This window comes from Arthrobacter sp. EpRS71, assembly GCF_001512285.1.
Lineage (GTDB): Bacteria > Actinomycetota > Actinomycetes > Actinomycetales > Micrococcaceae > Arthrobacter.
This window is the reverse complement of sequence record NZ_LNUV01000006.1, coordinates 535764-550936: the sequence shown is the minus strand read 5'-3', so window position 1 is coordinate 550936 and position 15173 is coordinate 535764. Positions and strand designations below refer to the sequence as shown.

The window sequence follows — 15173 nt, the reverse complement described above, 5'->3', positions numbered from 1 at the left end:
CCCGCGGCCGGGTGTTTGGGTGCGCGGCTGCAGCACGGTGCATCATGAAGGATGAAGAGTTCAGAAGTTGTTCGTCCGCGCATCGGCGTTCCGGTACGTCTGAGCAGTTCTGACACACCCGATTCCCGCGTGGGTGAAGCCAACCGGCTCTTCACCTGCATCGTGGACCTGTTGCGTGAGGCTGGGGCACAACCTGTGCTGCTGACTCCGGTTTCCGCGGACAGCGCCGGACGGTTGGCCGTGGAGATGCAAACGCTCGACGGCGTGGTGCTGCCGGGAGGCGGCGACATCAACCCACGCCTTTACGGGCAGGACCCGGATGGGTCCCTTTACGATGTGAACCCTGAGCAGGACCACCTGGACATGGACGTTGCCCGGGCAACCATCGACGCCGGCCTGCCGCTGTTGGGTATCTGCCGCGGCCACCAACTGCTGAACGTCCTCTACGGAGGAACGCTGATCCAGGACATGGCGCCATCGGCAGTGAACCACAGCAGCCTGGACCCGGCCGATCCCGAGGCCGGCGAATGGGCTTGGCATGACGTGGTCCTGACGCCCGGCTCGAAGACTGCAGGCCTGTACGGATCTCCCGATGGGAGTACCGTCAAAATTGCTTCCGGACACCATCAGGCTGTTTCCCGGGTGGGTGAAGGCCTCTTGGTCACTGCCATCGCGGACGACCGAACCGTGGAAGCCCTGGAAGACCCTTCCCGGTGGGTGGTGTCGGTTCAATGGCATCCGGAGGCCGCCCAGTTGTCCGACGCCGGGCGTTTGCTGCCCTTCAAGGAGTTTGTGGATGTTTGCCGCAACCCTACCCACGGCCCTTCGGCAGGAGTACAGTAGCGCTCACTGCATCGCTTTTACACCAGGCATCTGTTGGTGCAGTGAGTAACTACATCCGACATGACGTCCCGGGGGCGTCGTAAGTTTGCCGGCTGGGGGGCCCAACATCTGCTCAAGGAGCATGGTTGTGGACCGTCCAAAATACGCCAGTCTTCATACTCGACTACCGCTCGTCAGCACCCGCACACCAGCCCGGCGAATCGTTGGATTCCTGCTGGGCCTTTCTGTTGCCCTTTCATCCCTCGTCTTCGGCCTGGCCATGCCCGCCTCGGCGGCCGTACCTCCCTGCCCTGGCACCGGAGGGGCGCAGATGATAGTCGCCCACACCGACGACGATCTAATCTTCGTCAGCCCCGACTTCATGCGGGACATCCAGGCCAAGCGCTGCGTCCAGACCATCTACATCACCGCGGGGGAAGCCGGTGAAGGGCAGTCCTACTGGGGCGGCCTGGAGGACGGCATCCGGTCCAGCTATGCCATGATGGCCGGTGTAGCCAACGCTTGGACGGCCTCCGATGCCGGAGTTCCTGAGCGTCCACTAACCCTTCACACTCTCACTGCCGCTCCGAATGTTTCGGTGGTGTTCCTGCGGCTCCCGGACGGCTTTCCCAACGGGAACGGCACTACCCGCTACAACGGCCAGAGCATCCTGAAACTATGGGACGGTCGCATCTCCACCATCCGCCCCGTTGATGGATCTGCCACGTACACCAAAGCGCAATTGCAGAGCGTACTGAACCGGTTGGTGGCCAACTTCAAACCCACCACGTTCCGTACCCAGGACTGGACCGGCAACTTCACCACCCCTTATGACCACAGCGACCATTGGGCGGCAGCGAAGTTCGGTCAACTGGCTACCCGCGCCTACACAGGACCGCACACTTCCTCCGCGTATGACGCATATGTGATCGACGAATACGCCCAGAACGTCACGGGGACTGAACTCACCAACAAGGTGAACACCTTCAGGCGCTTCGCTGAGTTTGATGATTATCTCTGCGGCGACATCTGCCCGGACACTCCCTACAGTGACTGGCTCAAACGGCAGTACATCACTGCGATTGAATGGACCGGCAACGCAGCGAAATCGGCGGGAACCACTGTCTCAGCCTCCTCTCAGAAGGCCTCGGGACAAAGTCCGGAGAAAGCGCGGGATGGATATGCGTGGGGCACTCCCATGGACGCCAACCGTGAATGGGTCAGCAACGGTGGCAAAGCCGGCAGCTGGATCCAATACAACTTCTCCCCCGCACGGACCATCAACGCCGTGACCCTTTTTGACCGCCCCCTGCCCAGTGACCAGGTGACCGGCGGCAATCTTGTGTTCTCGGATGGCACCACTGTTCCGGTTGCGGCGCTGCCCAACAACGGCTCAGGACTGACGGTGAACTTCCCTGCCAGGACCGTCAGCTCCGTGCGCTTCAACATCACCTCCGTCAGCGGTACCACCACCAACGTGGGCCTGGCGGAATTCGAAGCGCATATCACCGCTGACATTGTTGCCCCCGTGGTCACAGCCACCCCGACAGGCGGCACGTACGACGTCGGACAAAAAGTCACGCTTGCCGTGAACGAGCCAGCCACCATCTACTACACCCTGGACGGGTCCACGCCCACTACGGCCAGCAGCAAATACGCTACTCCCCTCACTGTGAACGGGCCGCTGACCGTGAAGTACTTCGCGGTGGATACCGCGAACAATCCGTCTGCCGTCGTCACCCAGGTCTATTCCACCGGCCCTGACGTGACCAAGCCTGTGGTGACGGCCAACCCCACGGGCGGCGCCTATGCTCCCGGCACCACCATCGCCCTCACGGTCAATGAAGCGAACTCGGTGATCAAGTACACCAAGAACGGTTCCGACCCCTTGACCGCTGGCTTGGTGTACTCGGCACCGATCACCTTCGACGGCACGGGCCCGATGACGCTGAAATACTCGGCCACGGATCCTGCCGGAAACGTCTCCGACGTCGTCACCCAGACGTACACGGTGCCACCGGACACCACGGCTCCGGTGGTCACGGCCAATCCCACCAGCAGGGCATTGGCCAGTGGGGCCACCATCACCCTCTCCGCAAATGAACCGGGTGCGGCCATCTACTACACCAAAGATGGCAGCACGCCCACGGCAACGGAATCGGCCACGAACATCAAGTATTCGGCCCCGGTTTCCATGGGCACCACAACACTGAATCTGAAGTACATCGGGGTGGACACAGCGGGCAACACTTCGGCCGTGGGCAACCAGACGTACACCGTACCCGCAGCCGGGCCGCCGTCGGCCCATGACTTCAACGGTGACGGCAAAGCCGATGTCTTGGCCTCCGACACCGCCGGAAACCTGTATTTGTACCCCGGTGACGGAGCAGGCGGCCTCCTGCCACGGCAGACAGCCTTGGCGGCACCGGCATGGTCCAGCATCAACGAAACCATCACCCCCGGCGACTTCAACAGGGACAGCAAGAATGACCTCCTGGCCCGTGCCGGCGACGTCCTGTGGTTCTACCCGGGCGATGGGGCCGGAAGTTTCGGGGCCCGGGTCCAGGTGAGCACCGGCTGGAGCACCATGAGCCAGCTGTTCTCCCCCGGCGACTTCAGTGGCGACGGTATTCCGGACTTCATCGGCAGGCTGAGCTCCGGGGAGTTGCGGCTCTACGAAGGCAACGGAACCGGCGGTCAGCGAACACCCACCACTATTGGATCCGGCTGGAATGTGATGAATGCAATTCTGAGCACGGGGGACTTTAATGGAGATGGAAAGTCAGACGTCCTGGCGCGACGCGCAGATACAGGCGCTCTCTGGCTCTACCCCGGAAACGGAACCCGTGGGTGGCTTCAGTGGAAGCAGATCTCCGCGGGCTGGGACAACCGAACATCGATAGTCGGACCCCGCGACCTCAACGGTGATGGCAGCAACGACGTCATAGGCCGCATCGGCGACACCCTGTGGCTGTATCCGGGCACAGGCAGCGGAGCGTTCAGCACGGCACCGCCCATCAGCTTGGGCAGCGGTTGGCAGGTGTTGAAGATCATCGCCTAGCCGGCCCCCTGGACCTGGCGCGGGTCGGAGTTTTCCCCCAGACTCTTCGGCTCGCGTCAGCCATGTTAAACCAACAACGCGGGGTCACTTTTGGCCCGTTCCGGTGGTTGGAACGGGCCGTCAGTGACCCCGCGTTGCTTTGGTGAAGCTTAGAGCGTTGCGTAAACTTCGCGCAGCAGCGTGGCGGTCTCGGACGGCGTCTTGCCGACCTTCACGCCTGCGGCTTCGAGAGCTTCCTTCTTGGCCTGTGCCGTTCCTGCAGAGCCGGAGACGATGGCGCCGGCGTGGCCCATGGTCTTGCCCTCGGGAGCGGTGAAGCCTGCAACGTAGCCAACAACAGGCTTGGTGACGTTGGCCTTGATGAAGTCGGCTGCGCGCTCTTCAGCGTCGCCACCGATTTCGCCGATCATGACGATTGCCTTGGTCTCGGGGTCAGCTTCGAACGCAGCCAGGGCGTCGATGTGCGTGGTGCCGATGATGGGGTCGCCACCAATACCGATCGCGGTGGAGAAGCCGAGGTCGCGGAGTTCGTACATCATCTGGTAGGTCAAGGTACCGGACTTGGACACCAGGCCGATGGGGCCCTTGCCCGTGATGTTCGCCGGGGTGATGCCCACCAGGGCTTCGCCGGGGGTGATGATGCCGGGGCAGTTCGGTCCGATGATGCGGGTGATCTGCTTGCCGTCAGCGTCCACCTTGGACTGGGCGAGTGCCCAGAACTCGGCGGAGTCCTGAACCGGAACGCCTTCGGTGATGACTACAACGAGGCCGATTCCGGCTTCGATGGCTTCAACCACGGCGTCCTTGGTGAATGCCGGCGGAACGAAGACGATGGAGACGTCCGCGCCGGTTTCAGCGATGGCTTCCTTGACGGTGCCGAAGACGTTGATTTCCTTATCGCCGTGCAGAACCGTGGTGCCGGCTTTGCGGGCGTTGACGCCACCAACAATGTTGGTGCCGGCCTTGAGCATGAGGGCGGTGTGCTTGGTGCCCTCGCCGCCGGTGATGCCCTGAACGATGACCTTGGAGTCCTTGTTGAGGTAGATAGACATTGTGTCGCGTCCCTTTACTTAGCTGCGTTGGCGAGCTCGGCGGCCTTGTCGGCGCCCTCGTCCATGGTGGCGGCCAGGGTAACCAGCGGGTGGTTGGCCTCGGTCAGGATGCGGCGGCCTTCCTCAACGTTGTTGCCGTCGAGGCGAACTACCAGCGGCTTGTTCGCGGAGGAACCCAGCTCAGCCAATGCACCAACGATGCCCTTGGCAACCGCGTCACAAGCGGTGATGCCACCGAAGACGTTCACGAACACGCTCTTGACCTGGGAGTCGCCCAGGATGACGTCGAGGCCGTTGGCCATGACCTCAGCGGAAGCTCCACCGCCGATGTCCAGGAAGTTGGCGGGCTTGACGTTGCCGTGGTTCTCACCGGCGTAAGCAACGACGTCGAGGGTGGACATCACAAGACCGGCGCCGTTGCCGATGATGCCTACTTCGCCGTCCAGCTTGACGTAGTTGAGGTCCTGGGCCTTGGCCTTGGCCTCCAACGGGTCAGCTGCATCCTTGTCTTCCAACGTGGAGTGGTGCACGTGGCGGAAGTCAGCGTTCTCGTCCAGGGAAACCTTGCCGTCGAGGGCAACGATCTCGCCTGCGCCGGTACGGACCAGCGGGTTGACCTCAACCAGGGTTGCGTCTTCCTTCTTGAAGACATCCCAGAGCTTCAGAATGACGTCGGCCACTTTGCCGCGCAGTTCTTCAGCAAAACCTGCAGCAGCGACGATCTCGTCAGCCTTGGCTTGGTCGATGCCCACTGCGGGGTCGATGGCGATCTTGGCCAGGGCCTCGGGACGTTCCACGGCAAGCTGTTCGATTTCCATGCCACCCTCTACCGAGCACATGGCCAGGTAGTTGCGGTTGGCGCGGTCCAAAAGGACCGAGAAGTAGAATTCCTCGGCGATGTCAGCACCCTGGGCGATCATCACCTTGTTGACGGTGTGGCCCTTGATGTCCATGCCCAGGATGTTGGTGGAGTGCTCAAGCGCCTCTTCGGCAGTCTTGGCAACCTTGACGCCGCCAGCCTTGCCGCGGCCACCAACCTTAACCTGTGCCTTGACGACAGTTACGCCGCCGATCTTCTCGGCAGCTGCCTTTGCTTCTTCAGGAGTGTGCGCCACGATGCCGGCGAGCACGGGTACACCGTGCGCCTCGAACATATCGCGCGCCTGATATTCAAACAGGTCCACGGTTTAGTGTCCTTCTACGTCGAAGTAGTTTTCTGTTCAGCCGGGAACCGCGATGACCGCGATAGCCAGCTGCGGAAAGTACGCGGTAACAACCAGGATTGAAGCCGGTCACATTGCGTAAGGTCCTCTCGGAACTTTAGCCCTTTGAGGAGTCCCGCCAGCTACACACTACCTGTTAAGTGAGTAACCTTACACTTCTATCGGTTGTAGAAAAACCGCAGAATTTCGCGGTTTTTCGACTGTTCACCGGCGGCCCGGCGGCGATCACGAAGCTTACTTAAGGTTCCCCGCCACCGTTTTGCCGCCGTCGGAAATCAACTGGTAACCCTCGCGGCTCACGAAGAATGCCACGCCACCGGACACATTTCCGCAGGCAACACCACCGTTATATGCCGAACACCGAAGACCATTGCGCTCGATGTTCTGACCTTCTGCCAGCTCACGCAGCTTGGAGATGGGACCATCACGGCTTCCCTCCGGCCCGAACTCCGACTCCATTTGTGTTACGCCGGAACGACATGAGCCGTAGACGGCCTTCTCCGGAGTCAGGAGGGCTGTCCCGCCCAGGTATCCCAGGCCGATTCCTGCGCAGTCGTCAGCGATGTCGTCCGGTTCCGGTGCGGTGTACTTCGCCAGTTCACAATGGGCCACCGGGACAACAGCGAACTTGTTGTTGGCGGCGTCCGAGTATGAGTTGGCCTCATAGGGCAGATTCAGATGACCGCCCCGGGAAGAGGTCAAGGCACACACAATGCTCTTATCAGCCGTGACGAACGCAGTCACTTCCTCGCCCGCGGACAAGGTGGTCTGCTCGGTGACAGGAACCTGCTGCAGCTGTTCCAGCGGCGGTAGCGGTGCCGGCGGAACATAGTCCGGATCCTCGGTGGCGAACGAGCATCCGGCCGCCAGCACCATGAGCAAGGCGGCAAGGATCGCCCCAACAGTCCGTCGCATGCCCCTCATTATGCCCTGCTGTTTCACGCATCCAACTTGGTCAGGGGCGCGTACCGCAACAGCAGGCGCTTCTCGCCGATGTCGAACTTCACCTTCGCCACCGTCTTGTCCCCGGCGCCTTCAATGCCCAGCACCACTCCGTTGCCGAAGCTGGTGTGGTTCACTTTGTCCCCCGCCACCACGGAAATGACTTCCTTTTGCGGCTGGACCCTGTTGCGTACGACGGCGGCGGGAACGTCGGCGTCGAACCCTGCGGTAGGGCTGGCGGCAGCGCCGCGCGATGTGCCCGCACCCCAGAAGGAACCACCGTAGCGGTTGGACCCGACGGGGGCGCTCCCCCAGCCGCCTGCGGCCTGGCGGCTCATTCCTTCACGCTTCCACTCCACGAGTTCGGAAGGGATCTCTTCCAGGAACTGGCTTGCGGGGTTGTACTGGCTCTGGCCCCACATGCTGCGGACTTCGGAGCGTGTGACGTACAAGCGTTTGCGCGCCCGGGTAAGCCCCACATAGGCCAGGCGCCGTTCTTCGGCGAGCTCCTTGGGATCCGTCGCCGAGCGCTGGTGCGGGAAGATGCCATGCTCCATGCCGGTAAGGAAGACCACCGGGAACTCCAGGCCCTTGGCGGTGTGCAGCGTCATGAGCGTGACAACGCCCATCCGCTTGGCCTCAGCCACGGCGGCGTCGATGTCCGCACCCGGGGCATCGGGGATCTGGTCGGCGTCGGCCACCAGGGAGACCTGTTCCAAGAACTCGCCGAGGGATCCGTCCGGGTTGTCGCGCTCGTATTCCCGAACCACGGCCACCAGTTCGGCCAGGTTCTCCACCCGGGATTCGTCCTGGGGGTCGTTGCTGGCGCGCAGGCCTGCCAGGTAACCAGTCTGTTCAAGGACGGCCTCCAGGGCAGCAGCGGCACCGGACCCGGAGGCCACCTCGGCGAGGTCATCCAGCAGCTTCACGAAGCCCAAGACGGCGTTCACCGAACGGGTGGCCATGCCCGGCGCTTGATCGGCGCGGCGGGCTGCGGTCATGAAGGACGTACGCTCCCGCTCGGCCAAAGCGGCAACTGCACCCTCTGCACGGTCACCGATCCCGCGTTTGGGTTCGTTCAGCACCCGGCGGAGGTTGACGTCGTCGTCCGGATTCACCAGAACCCGCAGATAGGCCAGGGCGTCCTTGATTTCCTTGCGCTCGTAGAAGCGCGTGCCGCCCACTACCTTGTACGGCAAGCCCACCCGGACCAGGACGTCTTCAATGGAACGCGACTGCGCGTTGGTGCGGTAGAAGATTGCGACGTCGCCTGGCCGCAAATTGTCCTCGTCCTGCAAACGGTCGATTTCCTTGGCGATGAACTGGGCTTCATCATGCTCGTTCTCTCCGACGTAGCCAACGATTTTCTCGCCGTCGCCCTCCGCAGTCCACAAACGCTTTTCCTGGCGGTTCGGGTTGCGGGAAATCACCGAGTTGGCGGCGCTGAGAATGTTCTGCGTGGAGCGGTAATTCTGCTCGAGTTTGATGGTGCGGGCATTGGGGTAGTCGGCTTCGAATTCCACAATGTTGCGGATGTCCGCACCGCGGAAGGCATAAATGGACTGATCGGAATCGCCCACAACAGTCAGTTCGCTGGGTGCTACATCCGTAGCCGTGCCCACACCCACGATTTCCCTGACCAGTGCGTACTGGGCGTGGTTGGTGTCCTGGTACTCATCAACCAAGACGTGCCGGAAGCGGCGCCGGTAAGATTCCGCGAGCGCCGGGAAGGCCCTGAACATGTACACGGTTTCGGCGATGAGGTCATCGAAGTCCATCGCGTTGGCTTGCCGGAGACGCTGCGTGTAGCCCTTGAAGACGTCTGCAACGGCGCTTTCAAAGGGGTCGTTGTGGTTTGCCGAGGACACGTAGGAGTCGGCGTCAATGAGTTCGTTCTTGAGCGCGGAAATCTTGTGTTGGATGGCCTTCGGCGCGAACTTCTTGGGATCGAGGTCCAGATTCTTGGCCACCAGGGTGATCAGGCGCAGTGAATCAGCGGAGTCGTAAATGGAGAAGTTGGAATTCAGGCCCACGTTGGCCGCTTCCCGGCGCAGGATACGGACGCAGGACGAGTGGAACGTAGAGATCCACATTCCCTTGGCCCGGGGTCCCACCAAAGCTTCGATGCGTTCCCGCATTTCGGCCGCCGCTTTGTTGGTGAAGGTGATGGCCAGGATTTCACCGTGATGCGCACGCTTGGTGGCAATGAGGTAGGCGATCCTGTTACTGAGGACACGCGTTTTGCCGGAGCCGGCACCGGCCACGATCAACAACGGACTTCCTGCGTGCTTGACCGCTTCTTCCTGCTGCGGGTTCAGCCCTTGGAGCAGGGCGTCAGCAGTGGGCAAGCCGTGGGCTCCCTGGTTGTCCCACCCTCCCTGGGAAGGCTGCCGGGGAGGGTTCCCTGACCCGCTGGTCCCCTCCTGAAGGCGGGGCCCGGTGGCGCCTCCGCCTGAAGAGGAAAGCTCCGGGGCAGCCTTGACTGCGGCTTTGGTGCCTGCTTTGAAGGGTCCGTCTGCGTAGGGGTCAAACAACATATCCATGGTGCCTACCAGTCTAGGCTGTGCCTCTGACACTCAAAGGCACAAGACCTGGATCAGGTCTCCGGGTGGCACCGGCGGCGCACCAGGTGGATCATGCTGTCGCGATCCGGGGCGCCCTCCCTTATGCGGACAAACCCTAGGCAAATTGGGGAACAGAGGTGAGGGCGGCGCTCAACTCGCGTACCGCCGTCGGGCCTCCAGCCACGAACCAGTTCAGTCCGTTGACCGTCACGACGGCGGTGTCCCCGCCGGCCGCACGGACAATCGCCTTTCCGGGGAGCCAGTCCCATTCAGGGCAGCTGTGCTGGAACCAGCAGCCAAGTTCGCCGTCGGCCACGCGGCCAAGGTCGCAGGAACCGGAACCGAACATCCGCAGTGATGCGGCGGAAACTGCAGCCGCGTGCCACGGCATGGCGGCGCGGGGGTCTGCCAGCCAGGTGGGATGAATGTAGGTGGCGGCGGAGATTTGGCTGACGGGGAGGTCGCCGGAACCGGAGATCGATTCGCCGTTCAGGGTGGATGGGCGATCCTGGCCGCCCAGCCAGAGCTTGTCCAGTTCCGGTTGGTAGATGGCCCCGAGCAGCACCTCCGGATCGGCAACCGGCTTGCCGCCGTGGTCTGAATCGTCGCGTTTAAGGGCAATGGCCGAGCACCAGTACGTGGAGCCGTGCAGGAAGTTGTAGGTGCCATCAACGGGGTCGATCACCCAGGTCCGTCCGCTGGTCCCGGCAACGGACGCGCCCTCCTCGCCCAGGATGCCGTCGTCAGGGCGGCAGCGCCTCAACTGTTCCAGGACGTAAGCCTCTGCTGCGTGATCGGCTGCAGTGACGACGTCGGACACTGAGGTTTTGCGTTCACCCTGGAGTCCGCCCATCCGCATGAGCAGCGCCAGCTGGCCCGCCTCGCGGACCAGGGCGCTGGCCAGTTGGTAGTCATCCAGTGACGGATCGAGTTCAGTTGCTGTGTGCCTGCCAGTGGTCATGGTTCCACCTTATGTGGCGGGATAATGAATCACATGGCCAAGACACCCGCCCAGCGCATCAAGAAGCACGGAGCCAAGGCAGTGGTCCCCGATCACTCGCTGCCTCCCGTGATCAATACCACCACTTCGCGCACCCCGCAGAAGGCGCAGAGCAACTCCAAGCTCATTGTGATCGCGGGCGTGGTGGCGAGCCTGTTCCTGTTCTGGTACCTGCACCTGCTCACCCTCAACCAGATGACGCAGCTCTCGGGCGGCCTGGCCATGCCTGATTCGTTGATTGGCGGTTTCTCGCAGGAGTACATCGTCCAGCTGCGGGATGCCATGGATGAATCTGCCCGGGGCCAGCTCAACTATGTTCACAAGACCGCCGGCACCCTGTTTCCGCTGATTTTCGGCTTCAGCTGGCTCCTGCTGATCGGCACCAACGTGGCGCGAAAGTCATGGCGTTGGGCACTGTGGGCTGCTCCCCTGCTGTTCGCGGTGGCTCACCTGTGGTCCAACGTGGCCATTGATTCGGTGCTGGCATCCGAAGCGCCCGACGCCGGTTCGGTGGCCTTGGCGTCAGCAGTCACGGTTGCGTCCTGGGTACTGTTCCTGATCAGCCTGGTGTGCGGCGTGGCAGCCGTGTTCCTTGGGCGAAAGAGTGCGAAGCCCGCCTGACCACACCTTCGCGCGGCGCACCAGTGCGTACGGGCGCGGACGGCGGCTACGGGTGCGCAAAGCTCACAGGACCCGGAGCCCTCGCCGTTCCGTGTGAACACGCTGGGCAATCACCAGGCCGGCGGTTGCGAGGCCCACGGTCACCGGGTACCCCATAAACCGTTCCAGCAATCCCGGCTGAGGTACTTCCATCCCTGTAATGGCACCGATCACGAGTGCCCCGATGCAGATCAGCCCGCAGGCACCGAGGAACCAACTCATCGGCGTCTGCCGCCACCACAGGACTCCCAGCAGCAGGAGGGCAAAGCCGCCACCGATGAAAAACATCAAAGCCCCCGCAAAATGCCAGGGTGAGCCCAGGTCTTCGGGCACCAGGCCCACAATCACCGTTCCCATGCCAGCAACACCGGTGAGGATCCGGATGGTGACGGCCAGGATCCACGGCACGGTCAACACGCGGGTCTGAGCGGATCCCCCGGCGACGGCCCGGAAACGCCGTGCCTGCACACCGGGCCGCGCCGCGACGCTCAACAGCCCTGCCTTCAGGAACAGCGCGCCGAGGACCAAGGCCAGGCCCTGCACCACGAAGGAGGCATTCATCAGCAGATGCAGCGGCGAACAAACTGCCCTGTCCTCGTAGATGCCACAGGAGACCGCCCCAAGATCACTAATGAATCCGGTGGCCCTGCTGTAGGGTTCCGGGCCTGCCCACGCCGCGATCACGGCAGCTTCGGCCACAAAGTACTGGACCACGCTCAATTGCGCCCAGCCTCCGATATTCGCCCTGATGCTGCGGGTATCCGGAAGGAAGGATCCAACTGTCGCCGGTTCAGTCACGTGCCCTTTCATGAACGTCAGCCTAGCGGTGTTCGGGCAGCGCCCCGGCAGCTTGTATGCTTGTAGTCGTGTCCGGGCCCTCGAGCTCCAGCAGTGGGATTTAGCGCCATGGACACACAGGCCCTCGTAGCTCAGTGGATAGAGCACGGCTCTCCTAAAGCCGGTGTCGTTGGTTCGATTCCAATCGAGGGCACTTGAACCACCAGCAGCCCACCCCGGACTTGCAGGCCTACCTGGCCGGCAGTTGGCGCGTGGAGCGGACTCTCCTGGACCGGACGTCCGGCACCAGCGGAACCTTTACCGGCGTCGTGCGCTATACCCTGAACCCCGACGGCGGGCTTGACTACCGCGAAGACGGAACCATGCACTGGCCTACCCATTCGGGGCCGGCATTCCGCGAGTACCGGCTGAAACCGGGCGCCGGGCCGGATTCGATGGACGTTTTCTTCCCCGACGGCCGGCCGTTCCATGTGATGAGCTTCTCCGCAGAGGGCAACCGGGATGAGCACTGGTGCGACCCCGACGATTACCGCGTCAACTACGTCTACCAAGATCCCGGCTCGTTCAGCTTCACCTGGGATGTCCGCGGGCCCGCCAAGGATTTGCTGCTGGAATCGCACCTGGTTCGTATCGATGCCGGGAGGCAAGCATGAGTGGAACCGGCACGGACCTGATCGTTGTGAGCGCGGTCTGCGTCTACAACCATCAAGGTCATCTGCTGACCGTCCGCAAACGCGGGACGGACAAGTTCATGCACCCGGGCGGCAAGCCCGAGTCCGGCGAAACCGCTGCCGAGGCTGCTTCCCGGGAGCTCTTCGAGGAGGTCGGGATCGAGGTAACGCCGCACCTCCTGGAGCCTTTCGGCGTGTGGTTGGCTGTGGCGGCCAACGAGGCAGCCACCACTATCGAAGCCACCGTTTTCACTGCTCCCGGAACGTGGGAGGCGCACCCCTCCGCGGAGATAGCGGAAATCCGCTGGCTGGACCTGGACGCCCCGCTTCCCACAGATCTGGCACCGCTGTTGACGGACCACGTCATCCCTCTGCTGACCCCGCCCAAGTAAGACCCTGCCCAAGTAGGTAGCAGATCACGCCGTTCTCAGCGCTCAGAACGGCCTGATCTGCTACCCAGTTGGGCTACAGCTCCGGGACTGCTTCCTGCGCCACGGCTGTGGCTTCAGCAAACTGGGTTTGGTAGAGCTCCGCGTAGCGTCCATCCGCAGCAAGCAGCTCAGTGTGCGTGCCACGCTCCACGATCCTGCCGTCCTCGACCACCAGGATGGCATCTGCGGCACGGATGGTGGACAAGCGGTGCGCAATCACGACGGCGGTACGCCCCGCAAGTGCCTCGCCCAAGGCCGCCTGGACGGCGGCTTCATTGGTGGAGTCCAACGCAGCAGTGGCTTCGTCGAGGATCACAACACGGGGCTGCTTGATGAGGAGCCGTGCGATGGTGAGCCGTTGGCGTTCGCCACCGGAGAGCCGGTAGCCGCGCTCCCCCACCACGGTTTCCAGGCCATCGGGCAAGGACCGGATCATCGGTTCCAGACGTGCCCGCCTGAGCACGTCCCACATGTCGTCTTCGGTAGCGTCCGGCCGGGCGAGGCGCAGGTTGGAGGCGATGGTTTCGTGGAAGAGGTGGCCGTCCTGGGTCACCATGCCCATGGTGTCGCGCAGGGAATCGAAACTGAGATCACGGACGTCCACGCCTGTTCCGGGCGCTTGCCCGCCCAGGCGCACGGCGCCGGAGTCGACGTCGTACAAGCGCGAGAGCAGCTGCGCCACCGTGGATTTGCCGGCACCTGAGGAACCCACCAAGGCAACAGTCTGCCCGGGTTCAACCCTGAAGCTCACACCGTGCAGGACTTCCTCCCCGCCCCGGGTATCCAAGGTGGCCACGTCCTCAAGGGAAGCCAGCGACACTTTTTCTGCCGAGGGGTAGGAGAAACGGACGTCGTGGAACTCCACGGCAACGGGGCCTGCAGGCACGGAAACGGCGTCAGGCTTCTCCGTGATCAGCGGCTTCAGGTCAAGGATTTCAAAGACCCGCTCAAAACTGACCAAGGCACTCATGATTTCCACACGGGCATTGGACAGCGCAGTCAACGGAGCGTAGAGCCTTGTCAGAAGAAGTGCGAGCACCACAACATCGCCGGGTGCGAGCTGCCCGCCGATTGCCAGCCAACCGCCCAAACCGTAGACCAAGGCGAGCGCCAGGGCAGATACCAGCGTCAGGGCCGTCACGAAGGTGAACTGCAGCATGGCAGTCCGGACGCCAATATCCCGGACCCTGCCGGCACGCTCAGCGAACTCCCGGGATTCTTCATCCGGGCGGCCGAACAACTTCACCAACGTGGCTCCCGGGGCTGAGAACCGCTCCGTCATCTGGGTTCCCATGGCGGCGTTGTGCGCGGCAGCTTCGCGGCGGAGGTCCGCCAGTTTGGAACCCATCCGCCGGGCCGGGATCAGGAAGATCGGCAGCAGCACCATGGCCAGCACAGTCACAAGCCAAGAGGTGTTCAGCATGACCACCAGCGTGAGGATCAGGGCCACCACATTGCTGACCACACCCGACAAGGTGCCGGCGAAGGCGGACTGCGCCCCGATGACGTCGTTGTTCAAGCGGCTGACCAAGGCGCCGGTTCGGGTTCGGGTGAAAAACGCGATGGGCATGCGCTGCACGTGATCGAACACGCGCGTGCGGAGGTCCACAATGACGCCCTCGCCGATGATCGACGACAACCACCGGGTCACCAGGCCCACACCGGCTTCACCCACCGCAACGATCGCAATGAGGACGGCCAACCAGATCACCGTTCCAACGCCTGCGTTGGCAATGATGGAATCAACCACCTGACCGGCAAGCACAGGAGTGGCCACAGCGAGGAAAGCACCGGCAATCGAGGCGATCACAAAGGCGATGAGTTTGCCCTTATGCGGCGCAGCGAAAGCCATGACCCGTTTCAGGGTTTCCTTGGAGAACGGCTTGGAGCCGCTCTTGGCAGTGGTGATGTTGTACAGCGAGCTCCAGGCCACGCGGTCCATGCTCATG

12 protein-coding genes and 1 tRNA gene are annotated in these 15173 nt (G+C 62.7%); 6 read left to right on the top strand and 7 right to left on the bottom strand.

Translation table 11 applies throughout. From position 1 onward, the window contains the following. Positions 1 to 51 precede the first annotated feature (51 nt). Complete coding sequence (locus AR689_RS12760) at positions 52 to 843, top strand: gamma-glutamyl-gamma-aminobutyrate hydrolase family protein (RefSeq protein WP_062070677.1); 792 nt, start codon at positions 52 to 54, stop codon at positions 841 to 843. Between the two features lie 121 nt (positions 844 to 964). Next, positions 965 to 3883 (top strand): DUF7402 domain-containing protein, encoded by a 2919-nt coding sequence (locus AR689_RS12755; protein WP_062070675.1) that lies wholly within the window; start codon positions 965 to 967, stop codon positions 3881 to 3883. A 149-nt stretch (positions 3884 to 4032) separates the two neighbouring features. On the opposite strand, the gene sucD is transcribed toward AR689_RS12755, so the two are convergent. The 5 genes from sucD to AR689_RS12730 all read right to left on the bottom strand — a co-directional run bounded on the left by sucD (position 4033) and on the right by AR689_RS12730 (position 10625). Next, on the bottom strand, positions 4033 to 4935 hold the full coding sequence (gene sucD / locus AR689_RS12750; protein ID WP_062070672.1) for a succinate--CoA ligase subunit alpha: 903 nt from the start codon (positions 4933 to 4935) through the stop codon (positions 4033 to 4035). Positions 4936 to 4949: 14 nt separating this feature from the next. Next, positions 4950 to 6119, bottom strand: a complete 1170-nt coding sequence (gene sucC, locus AR689_RS12745) for an ADP-forming succinate--CoA ligase subunit beta (protein ID WP_062070670.1) — start codon at positions 6117 to 6119, stop codon at positions 4950 to 4952. A 273-nt stretch (positions 6120 to 6392) separates the two neighbouring features. Then, positions 6393 to 7082: a hypothetical protein gene (locus AR689_RS12740; protein WP_062070668.1), complete on the bottom strand. Its 690-nt coding sequence runs from the start codon at positions 7080 to 7082 to the stop codon at positions 6393 to 6395. A 14-nt stretch (positions 7083 to 7096) separates the two neighbouring features. Beyond that, positions 7097 to 9643 carry a DNA helicase PcrA gene (pcrA, locus tag AR689_RS12735; protein WP_062070666.1) on the bottom strand — a complete coding sequence of 849 codons (2547 nt, stop codon included), beginning with the start codon at positions 9641 to 9643 and terminating at the stop codon, positions 7097 to 7099. Between the two features lie 136 nt (positions 9644 to 9779). Further along, on the bottom strand, positions 9780 to 10625 hold the full coding sequence (locus AR689_RS12730) for an inositol monophosphatase family protein (RefSeq protein WP_062070665.1): 846 nt from the start codon (positions 10623 to 10625) through the stop codon (positions 9780 to 9782). Positions 10626 to 10658: 33 nt separating this feature from the next. On the opposite strand from AR689_RS12730, the gene AR689_RS12725 reads away from it, so the two are divergent. Next, the gene (locus tag AR689_RS12725) at positions 10659 to 11285 is read left to right on the top strand and encodes a hypothetical protein (protein WP_062070664.1); all 627 of its coding nucleotides are present in this window, start codon (positions 10659 to 10661) and stop codon (positions 11283 to 11285) included. Positions 11286 to 11348: 63 nt separating this feature from the next. Here the strand turns inward: AR689_RS12725 and AR689_RS12720 are convergent, their stop codons facing one another. Next, positions 11349 to 12122: a DUF998 domain-containing protein gene (locus AR689_RS12720; protein WP_082697953.1), complete on the bottom strand. Its 774-nt coding sequence runs from the start codon at positions 12120 to 12122 to the stop codon at positions 11349 to 11351. A 120-nt stretch (positions 12123 to 12242) separates the two neighbouring features. Here AR689_RS12720 and AR689_RS12715 point away from each other — a divergent pair. The 3 genes from AR689_RS12715 (at position 12243) to AR689_RS12705 (ending at position 13185) form a co-directional block, all read left to right on the top strand. Beyond that, a tRNA-Arg gene (locus AR689_RS12715) sits at positions 12243 to 12315 on the top strand. 1 nt (position 12316) lies between these two features. Then, positions 12317 to 12775, top strand: a complete 459-nt coding sequence (locus tag AR689_RS12710; protein ID WP_062070660.1) for a DUF6314 family protein — start codon at positions 12317 to 12319, stop codon at positions 12773 to 12775. Continuing rightward, positions 12772 to 13185, top strand: coding sequence for an NUDIX hydrolase (locus AR689_RS12705; protein WP_062070658.1), 414 nt, complete (start codon positions 12772 to 12774; stop codon positions 13183 to 13185). The genes AR689_RS12710 and AR689_RS12705 overlap by 4 nt, the downstream gene beginning before the upstream one ends. A 73-nt stretch (positions 13186 to 13258) precedes the next feature. Here the strand turns inward: AR689_RS12705 and AR689_RS12700 are convergent, their stop codons facing one another. Continuing rightward, positions 13259 to 15172, bottom strand: a complete 1914-nt coding sequence (locus AR689_RS12700; RefSeq protein WP_062070656.1) for an ABC transporter ATP-binding protein — start codon at positions 15170 to 15172, stop codon at positions 13259 to 13261. Position 15173 lies beyond the last annotated feature (1 nt).

Bases quoted from the DNA above. Each gene is read 5' to 3' on its own strand.
- AR689_RS12760 (WP_062070677.1), top strand. From the start codon at position 52: ATGAAGAGTTCAGAAGTTGTTCGTCCGCGCATCGGCGTTCCGGTACGT.
- AR689_RS12755 (WP_062070675.1), top strand. From the start codon at position 965: ATGGTTGTGGACCGTCCAAAATACGCCAGTCTTCATACTCGACTACCG.
- sucD (WP_062070672.1), bottom strand. From the start codon at position 4,935: ATGTCTATCTACCTCAACAAGGACTCCAAGGTCATCGTTCAGGGCATC.
- AR689_RS12740 (WP_062070668.1), bottom strand. From the start codon at position 7,082: ATGAGGGGCATGCGACGGACTGTTGGGGCGATCCTTGCCGCCTTGCTC.
- pcrA (WP_062070666.1), bottom strand. From the start codon at position 9,643: ATGGATATGTTGTTTGACCCCTACGCAGACGGACCCTTCAAAGCAGGC.
- AR689_RS12730 (WP_062070665.1), bottom strand. From the start codon at position 10,625: ATGACCACTGGCAGGCACACAGCAACTGAACTCGATCCGTCACTGGAT.
- AR689_RS12725 (WP_062070664.1), top strand. From the start codon at position 10,659: ATGGCCAAGACACCCGCCCAGCGCATCAAGAAGCACGGAGCCAAGGCA.
- AR689_RS12705 (WP_062070658.1), top strand. From the start codon at position 12,772: ATGAGTGGAACCGGCACGGACCTGATCGTTGTGAGCGCGGTCTGCGTC.
- AR689_RS12700 (WP_062070656.1), bottom strand. From the start codon at position 15,172: ATGAGCATGGACCGCGTGGCCTGGAGCTCGCTGTACAACATCACCACT.